Annotated in this window: 17 protein-coding genes; 12 read left to right on the forward strand and 5 right to left on the reverse strand. The window is 60.1% G+C overall.

The window, feature by feature from the left end; all coding sequences use genetic code 11:
* Nucleotides 1–114 precede the first annotated feature (114 nt).
* Together ABIE49_RS31485 and ABIE49_RS31490 are read left to right on the forward strand one after the other, a co-directional pair.
* On the forward strand, nt 115–1,314 hold the full coding sequence (locus ABIE49_RS31485) for an ABC transporter substrate-binding protein (protein WP_192735081.1): 1,200 nt from the start codon (nt 115–117) through the stop codon (nt 1,312–1,314).
* Between the two features lie 151 nt (nt 1,315–1,465).
* Nucleotides 1,466–3,310, forward strand: a complete 1,845-nt coding sequence (locus ABIE49_RS31490) for an AMP-binding protein (protein WP_354067097.1) — start codon at nt 1,466–1,468, stop codon at nt 3,308–3,310.
* 16 nt (nt 3,311–3,326) lie between these two features.
* On the opposite strand, the gene ABIE49_RS31495 is transcribed toward ABIE49_RS31490, so the two are convergent.
* Nucleotides 3,327–3,842: a winged helix-turn-helix transcriptional regulator gene (locus ABIE49_RS31495; RefSeq protein WP_192735079.1), complete on the reverse strand. Its 516-nt coding sequence runs from the start codon at nt 3,840–3,842 to the stop codon at nt 3,327–3,329.
* Between the two features lie 240 nt (nt 3,843–4,082).
* Between ABIE49_RS31495 and ABIE49_RS31500 the strand changes: the two genes are divergently transcribed.
* Both ABIE49_RS31500 and ABIE49_RS31505 read left to right on the forward strand, forming a co-directional pair.
* Nucleotides 4,083–4,715 carry a 2-hydroxychromene-2-carboxylate isomerase gene (locus tag ABIE49_RS31500; RefSeq protein WP_192735078.1) on the forward strand — a complete coding sequence of 211 codons (633 nt, stop codon included), beginning with the start codon at nt 4,083–4,085 and terminating at the stop codon, nt 4,713–4,715.
* Nucleotides 4,716–4,814: 99 nt separating this feature from the next.
* The gene (locus ABIE49_RS31505; protein WP_192735077.1) at nt 4,815–6,014 is read left to right on the forward strand and encodes a CaiB/BaiF CoA transferase family protein; all 1,200 of its coding nucleotides are present in this window, start codon (nt 4,815–4,817) and stop codon (nt 6,012–6,014) included.
* 32 nt (nt 6,015–6,046) lie between these two features.
* On the opposite strand, the gene ABIE49_RS31510 is transcribed toward ABIE49_RS31505, so the two are convergent.
* Both ABIE49_RS31510 and ABIE49_RS31515 read right to left on the reverse strand, forming a co-directional pair.
* Nucleotides 6,047–6,724, reverse strand: coding sequence for a glutathione S-transferase family protein (locus ABIE49_RS31510; protein WP_192735076.1), 678 nt, complete (start codon nt 6,722–6,724; stop codon nt 6,047–6,049).
* A 1-nt stretch (nt 6,725) separates the two neighbouring features.
* Nucleotides 6,726–7,469, reverse strand: coding sequence for an SDR family NAD(P)-dependent oxidoreductase (locus ABIE49_RS31515; RefSeq protein ID WP_192735243.1), 744 nt, complete (start codon nt 7,467–7,469; stop codon nt 6,726–6,728).
* Nucleotides 7,470–7,704: 235 nt separating this feature from the next.
* On the opposite strand from ABIE49_RS31515, the gene ABIE49_RS31520 reads away from it, so the two are divergent.
* The 7 genes from ABIE49_RS31520 to ABIE49_RS31550 are packed head-to-tail and all read left to right on the forward strand — an operon-like array spanning nt 7,705 to nt 15,396.
* Nucleotides 7,705–9,312, forward strand: coding sequence for a class I adenylate-forming enzyme family protein (locus ABIE49_RS31520; RefSeq protein ID WP_192735075.1), 1,608 nt, complete (start codon nt 7,705–7,707; stop codon nt 9,310–9,312).
* Between the two features lie 19 nt (nt 9,313–9,331).
* Nucleotides 9,332–10,069 carry an SDR family oxidoreductase gene (locus ABIE49_RS31525; RefSeq protein WP_192735242.1) on the forward strand — a complete coding sequence of 246 codons (738 nt, stop codon included), beginning with the start codon at nt 9,332–9,334 and terminating at the stop codon, nt 10,067–10,069.
* A gap of 15 nt (nt 10,070–10,084) precedes the next feature.
* On the forward strand, nt 10,085–11,266 hold the full coding sequence (locus tag ABIE49_RS31530) for an acyl-CoA dehydrogenase family protein (RefSeq protein ID WP_192735074.1): 1,182 nt from the start codon (nt 10,085–10,087) through the stop codon (nt 11,264–11,266).
* 21 nt (nt 11,267–11,287) lie between these two features.
* Nucleotides 11,288–12,418, forward strand: a complete 1,131-nt coding sequence (locus ABIE49_RS31535) for an acyl-CoA dehydrogenase family protein (RefSeq protein ID WP_192735073.1) — start codon at nt 11,288–11,290, stop codon at nt 12,416–12,418.
* A gap of 53 nt (nt 12,419–12,471) precedes the next feature.
* Entirely contained in the window at nt 12,472–13,659 is a 1,188-nt protein-coding gene (locus tag ABIE49_RS31540) for an acetyl-CoA C-acyltransferase (RefSeq protein WP_192735072.1), read from the forward strand.
* 34 nt (nt 13,660–13,693) lie between these two features.
* Nucleotides 13,694–14,707, forward strand: coding sequence for an NAD(P)H-dependent flavin oxidoreductase (locus ABIE49_RS31545; RefSeq protein ID WP_192735241.1), 1,014 nt, complete (start codon nt 13,694–13,696; stop codon nt 14,705–14,707).
* A gap of 35 nt (nt 14,708–14,742) precedes the next feature.
* On the forward strand, nt 14,743–15,396 hold the full coding sequence (locus ABIE49_RS31550) for a flavin reductase family protein (protein ID WP_192735071.1): 654 nt from the start codon (nt 14,743–14,745) through the stop codon (nt 15,394–15,396).
* Here ABIE49_RS31550 and ABIE49_RS31555 read toward each other — a convergent pair.
* The gene (locus tag ABIE49_RS31555) at nt 15,393–16,760 is read right to left on the reverse strand and encodes a multidrug effflux MFS transporter (protein WP_354067098.1); all 1,368 of its coding nucleotides are present in this window, start codon (nt 16,758–16,760) and stop codon (nt 15,393–15,395) included. The two genes, ABIE49_RS31550 and ABIE49_RS31555, sit on opposite strands and share 4 nt — an antisense overlap.
* Nucleotides 16,714–17,913 (reverse strand): acetyl-CoA C-acyltransferase, encoded by a 1,200-nt coding sequence (locus ABIE49_RS31560; protein WP_192735070.1) that lies wholly within the window; start codon nt 17,911–17,913, stop codon nt 16,714–16,716. The genes ABIE49_RS31555 and ABIE49_RS31560 overlap by 47 nt, the downstream gene beginning before the upstream one ends.
* Nucleotides 17,914–17,991: 78 nt before the next feature.
* Between ABIE49_RS31560 and ABIE49_RS31565 the strand changes: the two genes are divergently transcribed.
* Nucleotides 17,992–18,708 carry a TetR/AcrR family transcriptional regulator gene (locus ABIE49_RS31565; protein ID WP_354067099.1) on the forward strand — a complete coding sequence of 239 codons (717 nt, stop codon included), beginning with the start codon at nt 17,992–17,994 and terminating at the stop codon, nt 18,706–18,708.
* Nucleotides 18,709–18,718 lie beyond the last annotated feature (10 nt).

The following is an 18,718-nucleotide window of genomic DNA, read 5'->3' on the forward strand; positions in this document are numbered from 1 at the left end:
TCGACGACCGGCCGGCGGATGATGATCTAAGCGCTTGACGAGTTCTAAAAAAGAACTGTAATCTCACTCCGAGACGACGTACCGCGGAAAGGTGCGCGTTTGGGAGGACGAGCAATGTTGGTGAATTGGAAGGCCATTGCGGCTGTGGTTCTGCTTTTGAGCGGCCCGGCATTCGCGGCGGACGAGCCGGGAATCTCTGCTACCGAGATCAAGATCGGTGGCGTCTTTCCCTTCAGCGGACCGGCGTCATCGATCGGCCTCGTGGGCAAGGGAGTTATCGCCTACATCCAGTCGGTCAACGACCGCGGCGGCATCAACGGACGCAAGATCAACTACATTGCGTATGACGATGCTTACAGCCCTCCCAAAGCCGTGGAGCATGTCCGCAAACTCGTTGAGAGCGACGAAGTGTCGTTCATGTTCGGCCAGCTTGGCACTCCCGGCCTCTCGGCTACGGCAAAATACCTGCGGTCGAAAGGGGTGCCCAGCATCGCAATTATCAGCGGGTCATCCAAGTTCACGGACGTCGCCAGTTATCCCCTGACCACGACAGGTCTTGTCAGCTACGACACCGAAGGAAAGATCTACGCCAAGTATCTGACAAAGACATTGCCGAACGCCAAGTATGCCATCCTCTATCAGAACGACGACCTCGGCAAAGACTACGTCAGCGCCTTCAAGGCGTTTCTCGGAAAGGATTTCGACCGGAAGGTCGTGGCCGCTTCCTATGAGGTCACCGAACCGACGGTTGATTCACAGGTGGTCAATCTGAAGAGCTCCGGTGCGGATGCCCTCGTGATCGCCGGCACTCCGAAGTTCGCCGCTCAGGCCATCCGGCAGGCGTCGGTGATCGGCTGGAAGGCGACCGTCATCATCAATTTCCCATCCGGCTCTGTCGGAGGCACGCTCGCTCCCGCCGGTCTCGACAAATCGGTCGGCGTGATCGTCGGCACGACCAACAAGGATATCCTGGATCCGACATGGAAAGATGACCCAGGCATGCAGACCTACCGGGCATTTCTGGACAAGTATTTGCCAGGCGTCGATATCACCAATGGCAGTTACCTGACCGGCTACCAGCAAGGCGTCCTGCTCGAGCAGATTCTAAAGCAATGCGGCAATGATCTGTCCCGCAAGAATATTCTCGCGCAGGCCAAGAACCTGAGGGATTTCGTGGTGCCGACTGTGCTGCCTGGCGTCAAGGTCAACACCACCGACACCGTGAACATGATCTGGACACAGATGCGATTGCAGCGATGGACCGGCACTAGTTGGGAGGGCTTCGGGGAAGTGCTGGACGCCAAGTCCGAGTGAACTCACCTGGGCAAAGCAACGGGGGCGGCTTGGCGGGCCGGTTGCGAACTGCCGGCTAGTCTGACCGAAAGCTCGGTTGATTGTTCGCGCTATCCAGGCAGGTAGGTCCAGCGGACATGGCATCAGAAGAGACGAATCGCGTCCCGCGCGCTTGTCGACCATCACAGCGGTTCAGGAGATTGTTTCGATGTCGACGAAGCCACTGACGTTCGCGCCAAGGGAGCTTTCCATAGAGCGTCGAACCGACGGCACGCTCATATTGAGCTCGTCGCTCGAGTTGGGAAAATGCGACTGGCGTATCACGGATTTTCTTCCGAACTGGGCAAATTCTGTTCCCGATAGAATTTTTCTTGCGCAACGCAATGCGGAAGGGGGATGGGACGAGATCACCTATCGCGAGGCATGGTCGCAGGTTCAGGCGGTTGGCCAAAGCCTGATCGACATGGGCGCAAAGCCGGCCGACAAGCTGGCGATACTTTCAGGAAACTCAATCGAGAACGCGGTGATCTCGTTCGCCGCGATGTCGATAGGCGTAATAATCGCGCCGATATCGCCAAACTACACGCTGATGCCCGGCGGCCTGGCTCGGCTCAGGGATATAGCGGAAGCGCTGCGCCCGAATTTTGTTTTCGTTCAGAGCGCGCGCGACTTTTCCGCGGGACGTTCTATTCCCGAACTGGCAGCATCGACCTGGATCAGTGTCGATGGAGCGCCGGATACCGTGCCTTTCGGCGCGCTGAAATCCCGAACGGGGAGCGAAGGATTTGCGGATGCTTCATTGGCGGTTTCCTGCGACGCTGTCGCAAAGATTCTCTTCACATCCGGTTCGACAGGCTTTCCCAAAGGCGTCCTCAACACCCACCGCATGATGGCGAGCTCCTTGCAAATGGGGAGTCAGCTGGTGTCTCCTCCGGATGCGCCGGTGCAGGTCGAGTGGCTGCCCTGGCACCATACGATGGGCAGCAACGTCATCCTTCACGGCATTCTCAAGAATGGCGGTACGCTCTACATCGACGATGGCCGGCCGCTGCCTCAGCTCTTCCACAAGACGGTCGCGAACCTCAAGGAGATTTCGCCCACCGCCATGTTCAACGTACCTGCCGGCTACAATCTCCTATGTGGTGCAATCGAGAACGACCTCGATCTTGGCGCCAGCGTATTCAAGCGGATGGATCGATTGAGCTATGCCGGAGCTGCCATCTCGCAGGCCACGCTTGAGAAACTCTATCGGTTGACCTCGTCGATCACTGGCCGGCGAATTCCGGTCATGTCGGGCTACGGCACCACCGAAACGGCCCCGACAATCAGTACGACCCATTGGGCGACCGACCAGCCGGGAGAGATCGGTCTTCCCGCACCGGGTCTGCAATTAAAACTGATCCCTGTTTCCGATACGTACGAGGTGAGGGTCAAGGGACCCAACGTTACGTCAGGTTATCTCGGAAGGCCGGATTTGACGGAACAGGCCTTCGATGAGGAAGGATTCTATCGCATTGGCGATACCGTCTCGTTTCTGGACCCTCAGAAGCCGGAGCTTGGGTTGCGCTTTACAGGCAGAATTTCGGAGAACTTCAAGCTCGCGAACGGCACCTGGGTCTCGATCGGGAATATGCGAGCGGCAATTCTGGCTGCAACCCGAGGCGTATTGCTGGACCTCGTCGTGGCGGGAGAAAATCGTGAAGCGTGCGCGCTGCTCTGCTGGTTGAATCCGGCCGAGGCAGCGCGGATCTCGAAGACTCCAGCGTCGGATTTGACCTGCGACCCTCTCGTAGTCCAATTCCTGAAAGACCGTTTTCGGGAATACAATGAAACCGTCGGAAGCAGCGAAAGAATTTGTTCGTTCTCCCTGCTCAAGGATCCGCCGTCGATGGCGGCAGGAGAGATCACCGACAAGGCCTACGTCAATCAGCGGGCCGTATTGAGCCACCGATCGTGGTGCGTCGAAAATCTGTATGCAGAGCCGCCGAGCGAAGACGTGATAGTGATTTGGGCGTGAGCGGCCTGACGGACAATCACGCCGCTTGCTTGCGGGTCTTTGGCTTTGCGGGCTTGTCGCGAGAAATCCGTTCCGAAGGCGGGCGGGCACCGGGGCCAGGGTGAGTATGAACCTCCTTGGCCGAAAGCGGCTCGCCGCATTCGGAGCACACCATCACCGGATCGAAGTTCTTGCCGCATTTGCGGTGCTGATGCAGCAACGGCCGCCCGCGTTCGTCGACCATGTGGGTGTCGCCCCAATGGACGAGCGCCATCATGATCGGATAGAGGTCGAGACCCTTCTGCGTCAGGATATACTCGTGGCGTTTGGGCGCCTCCTGATAGGGAATGCGGCGCAGCACGCCCTGCCGAACCAGCTTCTTCAGCCGTTCTGCGAGCAAGTGGCGGGTGATTCCAAGCGCTGACTGAAAGCCCTCGAAACGGCGCGTACGCAGAAAGCATTCGCGGAGGATCAGAAGCGTCCAACGGTCACCGATTACACCGATGGTTCGAGCCATCGAACATGGCTCTTGCTCAAGTTCATCCCATTTCATTCCTGCTCTCCGGTCGGCAGGCGCCTGTTCCGTTCGAATCAACCCAGGGAACCGCAGCCGCTTCTACCATTCTAGATAGGTACTAAATGCCAAACAATACCCCGCGACTAGTTAAAACCAGCAGAATTCAGCGTAGATTTGACAGTTCGATTTTAGAACTGTATGACGGTATGGTAGCCGAGGTTCGGCTCGAAGATCACCAAACCCGACCACCCATTTCGCTCTGCGGGAGGAACTGACATGCCCCTGAAAGTTGAATTCCTGTTCGATTTCGGCAGCCCGAACGCTTACCTGGCGGAACTGGTCCTGCCGGGAATCGAATGGCGCACCGGCGTGAAATTCGAATACGTCCCGGTCCTGCTCGGAGGCATCTTCAAGGGGACCGGCAACATGTCGCCGTTCGACTCGCTTCGCGGAATCAAGAACAAGCCGGAATACCAGGCGCTCGAGACCCAGCGCTTCATCCGCCGCCATCACATCACGAAATTTCGCCAGAATCCCTTCTTTCCGGTCAACACGCTGATGCTGATGCGCGGTGCCGTCGCAGCCCAGTTCGAAGGTGTGTTCGAGCCCTATTTCCGCGCGGCCTATCATCATATGTGGGAAGAGCCCAAGAAGATGGATGACCTCGAAACCTTCCGGAACGCATTCATCTCCTCAGGCATCGATATCGACCGTTTGATCGCCCGTGCGCAGCAGGATGACGTCAAGAAGGGGTTGATCGATCGGACCACCGACGCGGTTAACCGAGGAGCATTCGGCTCACCGACTTTCTTCGTCGGAACGGAAATGTTCTTCGGCAAGGACCAGCTCCGTGACGTCGAGGAATCGATCGTCGAACAGACCAGTCAGCTGGTTTCGAAAACGGCCTAAGGTTGGGAATTCGGGCCTGCAGCGCCAGGCCGATGTTTCGGGCATGCACGGGGAAAACTCAGTCGGCCCAGCAACGAAGTAAACTCAGGGAGATTGCCCATGCCCGGTCCACTTAGCGGTGTTCGAGTCCTGGATTTGACAGGCGTGGTGTCCGGTCCCTACGCGACCATGTTTCTGGCGGATCAGGGCGCTGACGTCCTGAAGATCGAGCCGATTGGCGGCGATATTACGCGGCGCAGCCGTGCCACCATCGACAAGGATGGCGAGTTCTCCGCACTTTTTATCTCTTCGAACCGCGGCAAGCGCTCACTGTCGATCGACGTCAAGAGCGCGGCCGGCCGAGAGGTTCTCGCCAAGCTGGTCGCGCAGGCCGACGTCCTGGTGCAGAATTTCCGACCCGGCACCATGGAGCGCCTCGGCCTCGGCGTCGATGAGTTGCGCCAACGCCATCCGCGCTTGATCTATGTCTCGATCAGCGGCGTCGGCGAAACCGGCCCGTATGTGAAGAAGCGCGTCTATGATCCGATCATTCAGGCGCTGTCGGGCTTTGCCGATATCCAGTCGCAGCCGGTAACGAACCGTCCGCAGATGATCCGCACGATCGTATGCGACAAGACCACTGCCGTGTTCACCGCGCAGGCGGTGGCAGCGGCGCTGTACGCCCGCGAGAAGACCGGGCAGGGCGATCATATTCAGGTCGCAATGCTGGATGCGATGATTTCGTATCTGTGGCCCGAGGGCATGATGCAGTACACGGTGGTAGGAGCCGAGACCACCGCCGCAGATCCCAACGACCGGCCGGATCTCGTGTTCAAGACCAGCGATGGCTACATCACGGCCGGTACAATTTCGGATTCCGAATGGCAGGGCTTTTGCCGGGCCTCTGGCGATCCCGAGCTTGCCAACGATCCCCGCTTTGCGACTCCGGGCGCGCGCTCGGTCAATGCCACGGCCCGCATCAACAAGATGGCGGAATACATCGGCCAGCACACCACAGCCGAATGGCTGGAGCGCCTCGACGCGGCCGACGTGCCCTGCGCACCGATCCTGCGGCGAGGCGAAATCATCCACAACGAACAGGTAATCGCGCGCGGCATCATCGCGGAGTTCGACCAGCCGAAGGTCGGTCGGGTGCGGCAGCCGAAGCCGGCGGCTCGCTTTGAGATCAATGAGGCCGCGATTGGTGGACCAGCTCCCCGCGTCGGCGAGCACTCGCGCGACGTGTTGCGCGAGCTGGGCTACGACGACGGCGCCATCGACAAGATGGTCGCCGAGCGTAGCGTGCGCGTGGCGATCTAACCTCGAACCCCTGCGCGAGTGCTGGTCGGCTTTTAAACCTTCGCCGGCACCGGCGTGATCGGTGCTAACGGGACATTTGCCGCGACGGCTCGCTGGAAGGCCTCCCGTTTCTTGATGCGTTCGAGATAGGGCTGCGCGTTGTCGCAAATGCCGACGCCATAGGCGATAGCCCACTCAAGGCAGGTCGTGAGCAGGATGTCAGCGCTGGTAAACCGGTCGCCCATCAGGAATTGCCGGTCGTCTGCAAGTGCTACTTCGACATGGCGCAGCTGCTGGCGGAAATACTCGCCGGCCTGGGCAACGACCTCGGGCGCAATACCGTAGATTGGACCGAGCGCGTCGGCGCGATGGCGGCGCATCACGTAAAGGCTGGTTGAATCCAGTTCCGCGACGATAAAGAAACACCATTCCAGCCACGCGGCATACTCACGGGTGGTTTCAGGAATCAGCGAGCGCTCCGTCGTGGAGTACATTCGCGACAGGTAGGCAACGATCGCGGCGCTCTCGCCGATGGAGAAGTCGCCGTCCTGAAGCAGCGGAATCTTCTGGCGCGGATTGAGCTTGGTGTATTCCGCGGTCTTGGTCTCGCCCGTTCGCGGTCCGATCGGCTTTGTCGTGTAAGCCAAGCCCAGTTCGTGCATGGCCCAATGCGGACGGATGGTGCGGCTTGTCCCAACGCCCCACAGGGTCAGGTTTGGTGTAGCGCTCATGTTACCACTTCTCCACGGACGGACGGAGATCGAGTTCGTGGGTCCAGCCATCCCTGCTCTGCTGGTGGGTGAACCAATAGGCCTCAGCAATGGAAGATGTCTTTGTCAGGCTATCCGGAGGAATTTCGCTTGCCTCGATCCCCTTCGCCGCTTTCATGCGCTGGTGGATCGCCTCGCTGTCGACGCCGGCGTCGATCAGGAGATGCACGACGTGAATATTCTTCGGCCCCAGCTCGCGCGCCATCGCCTGGGCTACTGCCCGAAGTCCGAACTTCGCTGATGAAAACGCCGCAAACCCCTGGCCGCCGCGCACGCTGGCCGTCGCACCCGTAAAGAAGATGGTGCCGTGTCCGCGCGGAAGCATGACGCGTGCAGCCTCACGTCCGACCAGGAAGCCGCCATAGCAGGCCAGTTCCCAAGCCTTGAAGAACAGCTTCTCTGTAGTGTCCAGCAGAGGCTTGTTGACGTTCGAACCGGCATTGTAGAGGCAGACTTCGATCGGTCCGAGCTCCTTTTCGATCCGCTCGAATATGCCTTGGACCTCTGCTTCCTGACGGGCATCGACGCTGAACGCGTGAATTTGATGTCCGGCATCCCTCAGCTCGGCCACAAGGCCCTGCGATTTGGACGCATCACGCCTGCAGATACAAACCGTATAGCCGCCCTCGGCAAAACGCCGCGCGACCGCCGCCCCGATGGCATCGCCTGCGCCTACAAGTATCGCTACGCCGCGGTTTGCCGTCATTCCGTGTCTCCCAATAAGTTCTGATTTGATACTTTTATCGTAACGGTCGGATGGCGCGTTGTAAACGACGGCGTTCAACAATGGACCAATCATAATAGGGCAGCTTGGTTGCCCCTTCGGACGTCGTGAAGCCGGAGCGATGATTTAATCATTGACGAGTTCTAAAAAAGAACGTTAGGTTCGGCCAAGCATCCGCGCGTGCGCGAGCGGGCAATCGTTGACGGGGAGGTCAGTCGTGGCGGAGCTTTCAGAGACGATCAATCTCGACGAGATTGCTGTCGGCTTGCCGCGTCGCATCCATGAAGTAACGGCAAGGCAGGTTGGCAAAGCCCCCGACCGGATCGCGCTCATCGAAGATGGGGCATCCTGGAGTTATGGTGATCTTGAGAGGCGCGTTACCGAGATCGCCACCGTCCTCTCCTCGCTGGGGATCAGGCCGGGAGACCGGATGATCATTGTCAGCGAAAACTGTATTGCGCTCGCCGCGTTGCTGCTGGCGACGAGCCGGCTCGATGCCTGGGTCATCGTCGCCAACCCGCGATTGTCCGCACGCGAACTGGATCAGATCCGCGACCATAGCGGCGCCCGCCGGATGTTTTTCACATCGGGTATTTCGAAGGAGGCCGCGGCTCACGCTTCGCGCTATGGCGCCGAGAACGAGCGAATAGGCCCTCTGCCGGAGGTTGGTGTTGGTCCGCTCTACGAAAGCGCCACCGTCGAGCCGGTGGAGGCAGATCCCCAGAAACAAGTCGCGGTGCTGATCTACACCTCGGGAACGACGGGGACGCCGAAAGGCGTGATGCTCTCGCATGACAACCTGCTGATCAGCGCAAAGACCACCGCGTCTATCCGCAAGATGAATGAAGACGACAAGATCTATCTCGTCCTGCCGATCTCCCATATCGTCGGCATCTCGCTCCTGATCATGACATTGATGACCGGCGGCACGGTGCGGATGGTCAGCAAATACGATCCTGCCGCGACCGCCAGTGCGATCGCGGAGGAGGGCGTTACTATCCTCAATGGCGTGCCCGCCACCTATCAACGGCTGCTGGAGTACAAGAGCGTGGCGGGTGTGGAGCAGCTCGCCCGAGGCTCGTTACGCTTGATCGGCGTCGCCGGCGCGCCCCTCGATTTGAATCTGAAGTTGCGTGTGGAAAAGGAGTTCGGCCTTCCGCTGCTTAACGGCTACGGGATCACCGAATGTTCGCCGGGGATATCGGGCGTGCGCTTCGATGCGCCACGCGCCGACCAGGCGGTAGGCACTGTGCTTCCGGGAGTAGAAGCGCGGGTCAGAACCCTGGACGGAATTCCGACGGCAAGAGGTGAGGTCGGAGAGCTGCATGTCCGCGGGCGCAACGTGATGCTCGGCTACTATCGTGCCCCCGAGCTGACCGCCAAGGCAATCGACAGCGAGGGCTGGTTCAATACAGGCGATCTAGCTCGTTTCGACGGCGATTGCCTCTGCATTGTCGGCCGCACCAAGGAAATGATCATTCGTTCGGGTTTCAACGTGTATCCAGCTGAGGTCGAAGCGGTCCTCAGTTCACACAAGGACGTCGTGCAATGCGCCGTGGTCGGCCGTGCCGTCGACGGCAATGAAGAGATTGTCGGGTTTGTGCAACTGCTGCCGGGGTCACGTGTGACGCCGGACGATCTGATGGGTTTCATCCGATTTCAACTCACCTCATACAAGCGGCCGTCCAAAATCATCATCCTCGATGCGTTGCCGGCCACCTCAACCGGCAAGATACTCAAGCACAAGCTCGCGGAGTCCTTGCGTGGCGAGGGTGATGAAAGCCCTCCGGAGCGGGCGGCCGAATTTCGCAGACAACATGTCTAACCTGACCGGGAGAATACCCTTGCAAAAGAGAAACGCGACCGTGGCCGTGATCGGTGCTGGCGACTTTATCGGCAGTGAAATTGCAAAGAAGTTCGCCTCGGAGGGTTTTACGGTGTTCGCCGGGCGCCGCAACGGCGCCAAGCTCGAACCGCTGGTCAAGGAGATCGAGAAGGCCGGCGGTGAAATTCACGCGCGCTCGCTCGACGCACGCAAGGAGGAGGAAATCATTTCCTTCCTCGGCGACGCAGACAAGCACGCACCGCTCGAGGTTTGCATCTTCAACATTGGTGCCAACGTCAACTATCCGATTCTGGACACGACCGAACGCGTATTCCGCAAGGTCTGGGAAATGGCCTGCTATTCCGGCTTTCTCGCCGGCCGTGAGGCAGCTCGCCTGATGCTTCCCCGCGGAAAAGGCAATATCTTCTTTACCGGTGCAACAGCGAGCCTCCGTGGTGGGACGGGATATGCGGCCTTCGCCAGCGCGAAGTTCGGCCTGCGGGCCGTTGCGCAGGCGACCGCACGCGAGTTGGGCCCCAAGAATATCCATGTCGCGCATCTCATTATCGACTCCGGTGTCGACACCGAATGGGTGCGGCAGCGGCGAATCGAGGCACTAGGCCCGAACGCCCTGGATGATCCTGATCTGCTAATGCCGCCATCGTCGGTCGCGGAGTCCTACTGGCTGCTTTATCAGCAGCCCAAAAGCGCCTGGACCTTTGAACTGGAGATTCGTCCCTTCGGCGAGAAGTGGTAGCGGGAGCCTCTCACCATGGAACTCAATCTTTCCAGTGAGGAGGCCGCGTTTCGTGACGAGGTGCGCGCCTTCATCGCGGAGAACTATCCCGCGGAAATGCGTGTTCCCAATCCGGAAACCGACCTTTCCAAGGAGCAGATGCTGCTCTGGCACCGTATTCTCCACCAGAAGGGATGGATCGCTCCGCTCTGGCCCAAGGAGCATGGCGGGCCGGGCTGGTCGATCACGCAGCGCTTTATCTTCGAACAGGAAACGTCACGTGCCGGGACGCTGCCGCCACTCGCGTTCAGCGTGACCATGGTCGGACCGGTCATCTACACATTCGGCAACGACGCGCAGAAACAGAAGTTTCTGCCGCGAATCCTCTCCGGTGAGGATTGGTGGTGCCAGGGTTATTCGGAGCCCGGATCCGGCTCCGACCTCGCGTCGGTCCGCACCAAGGCTGTGCGGGACGGCGATCACTACGTTGTCAACGGACACAAGACCTGGACGACACTGGCCCAGCATGCCGACTGGATATTCTGCCTGGTGCGGACCGATCCTTCGGCAAAACCTCAGGCGGGCATCTCTTTCCTGCTGATCGACATGAAGTCGCCCGGAGTCACCGTGCGGCCCATTATCACTATCGACGGATCGCACGAGGTGAACGACGTTTTCCTGGAGGATGTGCGCGTCCCCGTCGAGAACTTGATCGGCGAGGAGAACAAGGGCTGGACCTACGCGAAGTTTCTGCTCGGCAACGAGCGTACCAGCATGGCCGGGATCGGCCGCTCGACGCGTTATCTTGCGCGCCTCAAGCATATTGTGAAGACCGAGATCGGCGACGACGATCCGACTTTCGGGGAGTTCATCAAGGAAATTGCGCGCGTCGAGCTGGATGTGCTCGCGTTGGAGGCAACCGAACTGCGAATCGTCGCACAGATGTCGCGTGGCATCGATCCGGGGCCGGCTGCGTCGCTGTTCAAGATCAGGGGTACCGAAATATTCCAGCGCATCACGGATCTAACGCATCAGGCCATCGGTAACTACGGCCTGGCTATCCGTGAGCACCCGGTGAGCGCCAACCGCTTCATTCCGGGGCCGGAGCACGGGCACACTGCGACGGAGAAATATCTGAACTCCCGAAAACTCAGTATCTACGGGGGATCGAATGAAATCCAGCGCAACATCATCGCGAAAGCAGTTCTCGGTCTCTGACCACATCGCACGAGGCATCGGATGGATATCCAGTTGACGGAAGAACAGGAGTTGCTCCGTTCCAGCATTCAACGCTTCCTGCGGGAACAGTATGATTTCGACGAGCGTCGAAAAATTGTTGCGACGGATGAAGGCTGGAGCCGCAAGCACTGGAGCGCCTTTGCCGAGCTTGGTTTGTGCGCGGCACCGTTTCAGGAAAGTTCCGGTGGTCTTGGTGGCGGATCGCTTGCGACAATGATCGTGATGCAAGAGTTCGGACGCAACCTGGTCGTCGAACCGTACCTTGAGACCGTTGTTCTCGCTGGCGGCCTGATCGAAGACGCCGGCTCGCCGGAGCAGCGCGAGGCGTTCTTGCCGAAGATCATGGATGGCAGCGCCATATGGACGCTGGCCTGGGCGGAAGGGCGATCACGCTACGATTTTGACAACGTCACGACGACGGCGCGACGTCAGGGGGACAACTTTGTCCTGAGCGGAACAAAGGCAGCGGTGATTGGTGCACCGTGGGCCGACAAGCTAATCGTCTCGGCGCGAACGTCCGGTGGGCCCCGCGACCGTACCGGCGTAAGCCTGTTCGTCGTCGATCGCCATTCGGCCAATCTCCACTTGCAAAGCTTCAAAACGGTCGATGGTCGGCGCGCCGCCGAGCTGACGCTGATGGATGTCCAGGTTCCGGGCAGCCAGTTGCTTGGTGCCGAAGGCGAAGGCGTTGCAGCGCTCGAAGCGTGCCGCGACCGTGCTATCGCAGCACTCTGCGCGGAAGCCGTCGGGGCGATGTCGGTGCTGAATTCGGCGTCGCTTGAATACAGCAAAGCACGCAAGCAATTCGGGGCGGCAATTGGGACGTTTCAGGTGTTGCAGCACCGCATGGTCGACATGTTCATCGCGCTCGAAGAGTCGATTTCGCTCACACAGCATTTGAATCTCAGCCTTGCAGCCCGGGAGCCAAATGGATCGAAGCTGGCATCGGGCGCGAAGTCGAAGGTTGGCAACGCCGCCCGCTTCGTCGCAGAGCAGGCCGTGCAGCTACATGGCGGCATGGGCATGAGCGACGAATTGAACGTCGGCCATTACTTCAAGCGGATAAACTCCATCAACATCCAGTTTGGCGATCCCGCTTATCATCTGATGCGGTACGCGCAGCAAAATTGAATATCCCCTCCGAGGCGGCAATCCGACTGTCGTATCCAACCAAAGGTATAACCATGACTGAAGCTGTGATCGTCTCGACCGCACGCACTCCGATCGGCAAGGCATACAAAGGCGCGCTCAACCATACCGAGGGCGCCACCCTGTTGGGGCATGCGATCTCTTCGGCGCTGTCACGCGCCAAGATCGAAGGCGCCGAGGTTGAGGATGTCGTGATGGGGTGTGCCATGCAGCAGGGCACTACCGGCACCAATATCGCTCGCAAGGCGCTATTGCGGGCCGGACTTCCGGTGAGCGTGGCCGGGACCACCATCGATCGCCAGTGCGCGTCCGGCCTTCAGGCGATTGCCCTGGCTGCGCGGTCCGTGATTTTCGACGGTCTGGAAGTCGCTATCGGCGGCGGTGGCGAATCGATCAGCCTGGTGCAAAACAATCAGATGAATATGTTTCATGCGGTCGACCCGGAACTGCTCGCCATGAAGGGAGACGCGTACATGGCGATGCTGGATACGGCCGAGATCGTGGCCAAGCGCTACGACATCTCGCGCGAGCGTCAGGACGAGTACAGCCTTGAAAGCCAGCGCCGGACGGCCGCGGCGCAACAGGGCGGCCGCTTCAACGACGAGCTTGCACCAATCAAGACAACAATGGCAGTCACCGACAAGACGACCAGTGCCGTGTCATATCGGGAAGTGACGCTGTCGGCTGACGAGGGACCGCGTCCCGATACCACCGCTGAGGCTCTCGCAGGCGTCAAGCCGGCCAAGGGGCCGGGCTTCACCATTACCGGTGGCAATGCGAGCCAGCTCTCCGACGGCGCAAGTGCCGCTGTCATCATGAGCGACAAGCTGGCCGCGCAGAAGGGACTAAAGCCGCTCGGCATCTTCCGTGGCTTTGTCTCGGCAGGCTGCGAACCGGACGAGATGGGAGTAGGGCCCGTCTACGCGGTGCCCCGACTCCTCAAGCGTCACGGCCTTAAGATCGACGATATCGATCTCTGGGAATTGAACGAGGCATTCGCTGTGCAGGTGATCTATTGCCGCGACAAGCTCGGGATCGACCCGGAAAAGCTCAATGTCAATGGCGGCTCGATCGCGGTTGGCCATCCCTATGGCATGACCGGAGCACGATTGACCGGCCACGCCTTGATCGAGGGTCGCCGGCGCAAGGCCAAGTACGCCGTCGTTACGATGTGCGTGGGCGGCGGCATGGGTGCTGCGGGACTTCTCGAGATCGTTCATTGAGCAAAAAGCCGCGATAGAGAAACAGGAGCTCCTTGTGAAGACAGCAATTACTGAATTGTTCGGCATCGAACACCCAATCATCCAGGGCGGGATGCATTTTGTAGGCTTTGCCGAAATGGCAGCGGCCGTGTCGAATGCTGGCGGCCTTGGGCTCATTACCGGATTGACGCAAAGGACGCCTGAACTGCTGGCAAAGGAAATCGCTCGCTGTCACGATATGACTGATAAGCCGTTCGGGGTGAACCTGACCTTTCTCCCGACGTTTAGCGCTCCGCCCTATCCGGAATACATCGCGGCCATCAGGGAAGGCGGCATCCGGATCGTCGAAACCGCCGGGCGAAGCCCCGAACAATACATGCCGGCCTTGAAGGCGGCAGGCATCAAGGTCATCCACAAATGCACCTCGGTTCGACACTCACTGAAGGCCGAGCAGATCGGTTGCGATGCTGTCAGCGTGGATGGCTTCGAATGCGGAGGTCATCCCGGCGAGGATGACATGCCCAACATGATCCTGTTGCCGCGCGCGGCCGAGGAACTGAAGATACCGTTCGTTGCCTCCGGTGGTATGGCGGATGCGCGCAGCCTGGTGGCAGCACTGGCGATGGGCGCCGCCGGCATGAACATGGGAACGCGCTTTATCGCTACCAAGGAGGCACCGGTACACCAGAACGTCAAGGATGCGCTGGTGAAGGCATCGGAACTCGACACCCGTCTGGTCATGCGCGGGCTCCGGAATACCGAGCGCGTTTTGAACAACAAGGGCGTCGAGCAGCTGCTCGAAATCGAACGAGCCAAGGGTAAGCAACTCAAGATCGAGGATATCCACGATCAGGTGGCGGGTGTTTATCCCAAGGTGATGATCGACGGCGACATGGACGCTGGCGCGTGGAGTTGCGGCATGGTCGCGGGCCTCATTCACGACATTCCCACGGTCAAAGAACTGATCGACCGCATCATGGCGGATGCCGAACGTATCATCCGTCAACGTCTGACTGGCTTCCTTGATGATGCCGGGAAGAGGCCGGCTGCCGCTCTGGCGATCGCTTGAGCTTTCCGAGCGAAATATAGCTGTTGGGGGAATTCATGGATCTGACCGACTTCCACTATTACGAGCCGTCGAAGGGTCACGGGCTCAGACATAATCCATTCAACGCGATTGTCGCGCCGCGTCCGATTGGCTGGATTTCGTCACGGAATGCAGCTGGTCAACTGAATCTCGCTCCTTACAGCTTCTTCAACGCGTTCCTCTACGACCCTCCGATCATCGGGTTCTCCTCAATTTCGTGGAAGGACACGGTCAAGAACGTCAGCGAGACCCGCGAATTCGTCTGGAATTTGGTTACGATGGATCTTGGCGAGCGCATGAACGTGACGGCGACGCCGCTCGATCACGGCGTGAGCGAGTTCGAAGCAGCAGGGCTGACGGCAATACCCGGGCGCCACGTCGCTGTGCCGCGGGTAGGCGAGAGCAGGGCCGCTATGGAATGCAAGGTTGTCGACGTATCTCAGCTGTCGAATGCGCGCGGTGAGAAGGTCGAAGGATGGTTCGTGCTCGGCGAGGTCGTGGCAGTATACATCGACAAGTCCTTGATCGAGGACGGTGTATACAACACGGCCCTTGCGCGTCCCATACTGCGCGCCGGCCGTGGTGGAGATTACCTCGAGGTCAGGACGGAGAACATGTTCGAGATGAAGCGTCCGGCTGGCAGCAGCAAACCGGAGTTCCATGGCACCTAATGGGGAGCAGGTGACCTCAGGCCCCACGCGTACAGGCCAAGTGCTAGCAGTGAAAACGCGCTCAACACGACGCCGAGCGCGAACATTGCTTCATGCGACACCGAAGCAGCAAGCCAAACGCCGATTGCGGCGTTCATCATCTGCCAGAAACCCAGCAATGCCGAGGCCGCGCCGGCCTTCTCCCCGAAGGGAGAGAGCGCCCGCGCGGTAGCCAGTGGACTTACAACGCCCATGCCGAGGAGAAAAATGCACATCGCGCCCAGGAATGGCAAGAACGTCGGGCTGATCATCGAGATGAGCAGGATCGCAATGCTGCTGGCGGCCGTTGCCCACAGTCCTGCCCGGATCGGGCGATCGAGCCCGTAGCGTGGTGCCAATTTCGTCGCCAGCATGCCCGCGGCGAATACGATAAAGACGGTCCCGGCGAAGAAGAGGCCGAGCTGGATCGGCGTGAAGTGCATTGCTTCAATGAACAGGCGCGGTGCAGCCGAAAACATCGAGAACAAGCCGCCTATGATCAGGCTCGCGGTTGCAGCCGGGATGGCGAAACGACGATCGCCAATCAGGCCAACATAGGTCCTGGCGATGGCGACCAGATTGAGCGGCGTGCGGATCGAATTGTGGGTTTCGCCGAGGATGATGCTGTAGGCGATGGCGCCAGCTGCGGCAAAGGCCGCGACGAGTGCGAATTCGGAGCGCCAGCCAAAACTGTGATCGAGTGCGCCGCCAAGTAGAGGTGAGAATCCGGGGGCTGCGGACATTACGATCATGATTAGCGCCATCGCGCGCGCCAGCGCCGGCCCACTGAACATGTCGCGGGCGATGGCGCGAGACAGCACTGACGTCGCGCAAGCGCCAGCAGCCTGCACGATGCGGCCGGCCAAAAGATTAGGTAGATCTGTTGCCAAACCGCACCAGACGCTGCCGCCGATGAACACAACAAATCCGATCAGGACTGGCCAGCGTCTCCCGTAGCGATCCGAAAGCGGTCCGACCAGGAGCTGGCCTATCCCGAACACCGCAAGAAAGACGGTGATGGCGGACGTGACCGCCGCACTGGTGACATTCAAAGAGATCGCAATCTGCGGCAGCGACGGCAGCAAGATATTGGTCGCGAGCGTTCCCGTGGCGGCCAGGACGGAAAGGACCGCAATCGCCAGGCCGCTGGAGACGGGAACATCCCGCGGCACGCTCTTGGTCGTTTGGCACTGGTCAGCCATGGGAACTTTCGCGCTAATCGGGATAGGCAGGTTACAAGGCGGCGAGTGACGCGGTTCGCGCCGCTCGCCCCAGCCCTTATCTGTCGGATCGGCCGTGCTATCTGCGGACGACGCGCTCGATCGCAATGGCGGTGGCTTCACCACCACCGATGCAAAGGGCGGCCACGCCGCGTTTGAGGTTCTGCGCCTCCAGCGCGTGCAGCAGCGTCACGATCAGGCGCGCGCCGGTGGCGCCAATGGGATGACCGAGCGCGCAAGCGCCGCCGTTGACATTCAGCTTCTCGCGGGGGATGCCGAGATCCTTCTGCGCCGCCATCGCCACCACGGCAAAGGCCTCGTTGATCTCGAACAGATCGACATCGCCGACGCTCCAGCCGATCTTATCCAACAGCTTGCGAATGGCCGGGATCGGCGCCGTGGTGAACCACTGCGGTTCCTGGCTGTGGGTCGCGTGGCCCTTGATCTCGGCCAGTACGGGGAGACCGTCGCGATCCGCGAGTGAGCGCTTTGCGAGAATGAGCGCCGCGGCGCCATCGGCATTGGCGGAGGAGGCGGCCGGCGTGATGGTGCCGTTGGCGCGGAACGCGGCTTTCAGCCCGGGGATCTTGGCGGGGTCCACTTTCAGCGGATGTTCGTCGTTGGCGACGATCCGCGGCCCGATCTTTTCGGTTAGCGTGATCGGCACGATCTCGGCCTTGAACGCGCCGCCTTCGACCGCCTTGCGCGCGCGGGTAAGCGTCTCGATCGCGTAAGCATCCTGATCCTTGCGGGTGAACTGATAGGCTTCCGCGGTGGCCTCACCGAAATCGCCCATCGAGCGGCCGGTCTCATAGGCGTCCTCCAGCCCGTCCATCATCATGTGATCGATGATCCGGTCATGGCCGGCGCGGTAACCGCCGCGTGCCTTGGCCAGCAGATAGGGCGCATTGCTCATGCTCTCCATGCCGCCCGACAATACGATCGAGGCCGAGCCCGCATTGATGATGTCGTGGGCCAGCATGGTCGCCTTCATGCCGGAGCCGCAGACCTTGTTGACGGTGGTGGCGCCGGTGGCGTCCGGCAGTTTGGCGCCGCGGGCGGCCTGGCGTGCCGGCGCCTGGCCTTGTCCGGCCGGCAAGACGTTGCCCATGAAAACCTCATCGATCCGCTCGGGCGCAAGCTTGGCCCGCTCCAGCGCCGCTGACATCACGTGGGAGCCGAGCATGTGGGCGCTGAGAGGCGACAACTCGCCCATGAAGCGGCCGAGCGGCGTGCGGGCGGCAGAAAGGATGACGACGGGGTCGGAAGCGGTGGCCATGGCGAACTCTCCTGTTGATAGGTGTTGTTATATGACGATAGTCATATAAGATGGCCAGCATTGCAATGAAATGTTGCCGTGAACTTCAAGGAAGCGCGGTTCCAGAATTGCTTCGAGGGGATGGGGACGGGTTGTGCAGCCGGTCACCTTAGGACCTTGCATGGAGTGGCGATGCGATACGTAGAAGACCACAGGCGTCAAACCCACGATCGGATCGTTGAAAATGCTTCCTACGGTTTGCGCCAAAAAGGCGCGGAAGGGCTCAGTGTTGTCGACTTGATGAAGCTCGCGGGTCTGACCCACGGCGGCTTCTATAACCATTTCGAGTCGCGTGCCGCACTTGTCAGCGAGGCGATCGCCTTTGCGATGGACCAAACGACTGGACGATGGAGAAAACTGGCGAACGGGAAGGCCGACGGGGAACGTTTCGAGGCGTTGATCGCCGATTATCTTAGTCCCCGGCATCGCGACAATCCCAAACACGGTTGCGCGCTTCCAACCCTGGCCGTCGATGTCGCGCGATCGAGCCCGAGCGAGCAGCAGGCCCTGGCTTCCAAACTGGAGAGGATGATCGACGCCCTTGTCGAGTTGCTTCCCGGTGAGCCACCTGGACAGGCCCGCCAAATCGCGACAGGCGCTATCGCAACCATGGTGGGATCGATCGTGCTGTCGCGTGCCGTCGGCGCGGGGAAACTTTCCGACCGCATCCTCGATGCCGGACGCAAGACCGCAGGCGGCCGGACTCGGAAGCCGCAACGAAGAACGACAAAGGCGACGCGCTGCGAGAAATCATAACAAGGGAGGT

Source organism: Bradyrhizobium sp. OAE829, from assembly GCF_040546575.1.
Lineage (GTDB): Bacteria > Pseudomonadota > Alphaproteobacteria > Rhizobiales > Xanthobacteraceae > Bradyrhizobium.

Excerpts from the sequence above, each read along its gene's own strand:
- ABIE49_RS31510 (WP_192735076.1), bottom strand. The coding sequence starts at position 6,724 with ATGAGCGCTACACCAAACCTGACCCTGTGGGGCGTTGGGACAAGCCGC.
- ABIE49_RS31560 (WP_192735070.1), bottom strand. The coding sequence starts at position 17,913 with ATGGCCACCGCTTCCGACCCCGTCGTCATCCTTTCTGCCGCCCGCACG.
- ABIE49_RS31500 (WP_192735078.1), top strand. The coding sequence starts at position 4,083 with ATGCCCCTGAAAGTTGAATTCCTGTTCGATTTCGGCAGCCCGAACGCT.
- ABIE49_RS31535 (WP_192735073.1), top strand. The coding sequence starts at position 11,288 with ATGGATATCCAGTTGACGGAAGAACAGGAGTTGCTCCGTTCCAGCATT.
- ABIE49_RS31495 (WP_192735079.1), bottom strand. The coding sequence starts at position 3,842 with ATGAAATGGGATGAACTTGAGCAAGAGCCATGTTCGATGGCTCGAACC.
- ABIE49_RS31485 (WP_192735081.1), top strand. The coding sequence starts at position 115 with ATGTTGGTGAATTGGAAGGCCATTGCGGCTGTGGTTCTGCTTTTGAGC.
- ABIE49_RS31550 (WP_192735071.1), top strand. The coding sequence starts at position 14,743 with ATGGATCTGACCGACTTCCACTATTACGAGCCGTCGAAGGGTCACGGG.
- ABIE49_RS31505 (WP_192735077.1), top strand. The coding sequence starts at position 4,815 with ATGCCCGGTCCACTTAGCGGTGTTCGAGTCCTGGATTTGACAGGCGTG.
- ABIE49_RS31515 (WP_192735243.1), bottom strand. The coding sequence starts at position 7,469 with ATGACGGCAAACCGCGGCGTAGCGATACTTGTAGGCGCAGGCGATGCC.
- ABIE49_RS31530 (WP_192735074.1), top strand. The coding sequence starts at position 10,085 with ATGGAACTCAATCTTTCCAGTGAGGAGGCCGCGTTTCGTGACGAGGTG.
- ABIE49_RS31540 (WP_192735072.1), top strand. The coding sequence starts at position 12,472 with ATGACTGAAGCTGTGATCGTCTCGACCGCACGCACTCCGATCGGCAAG.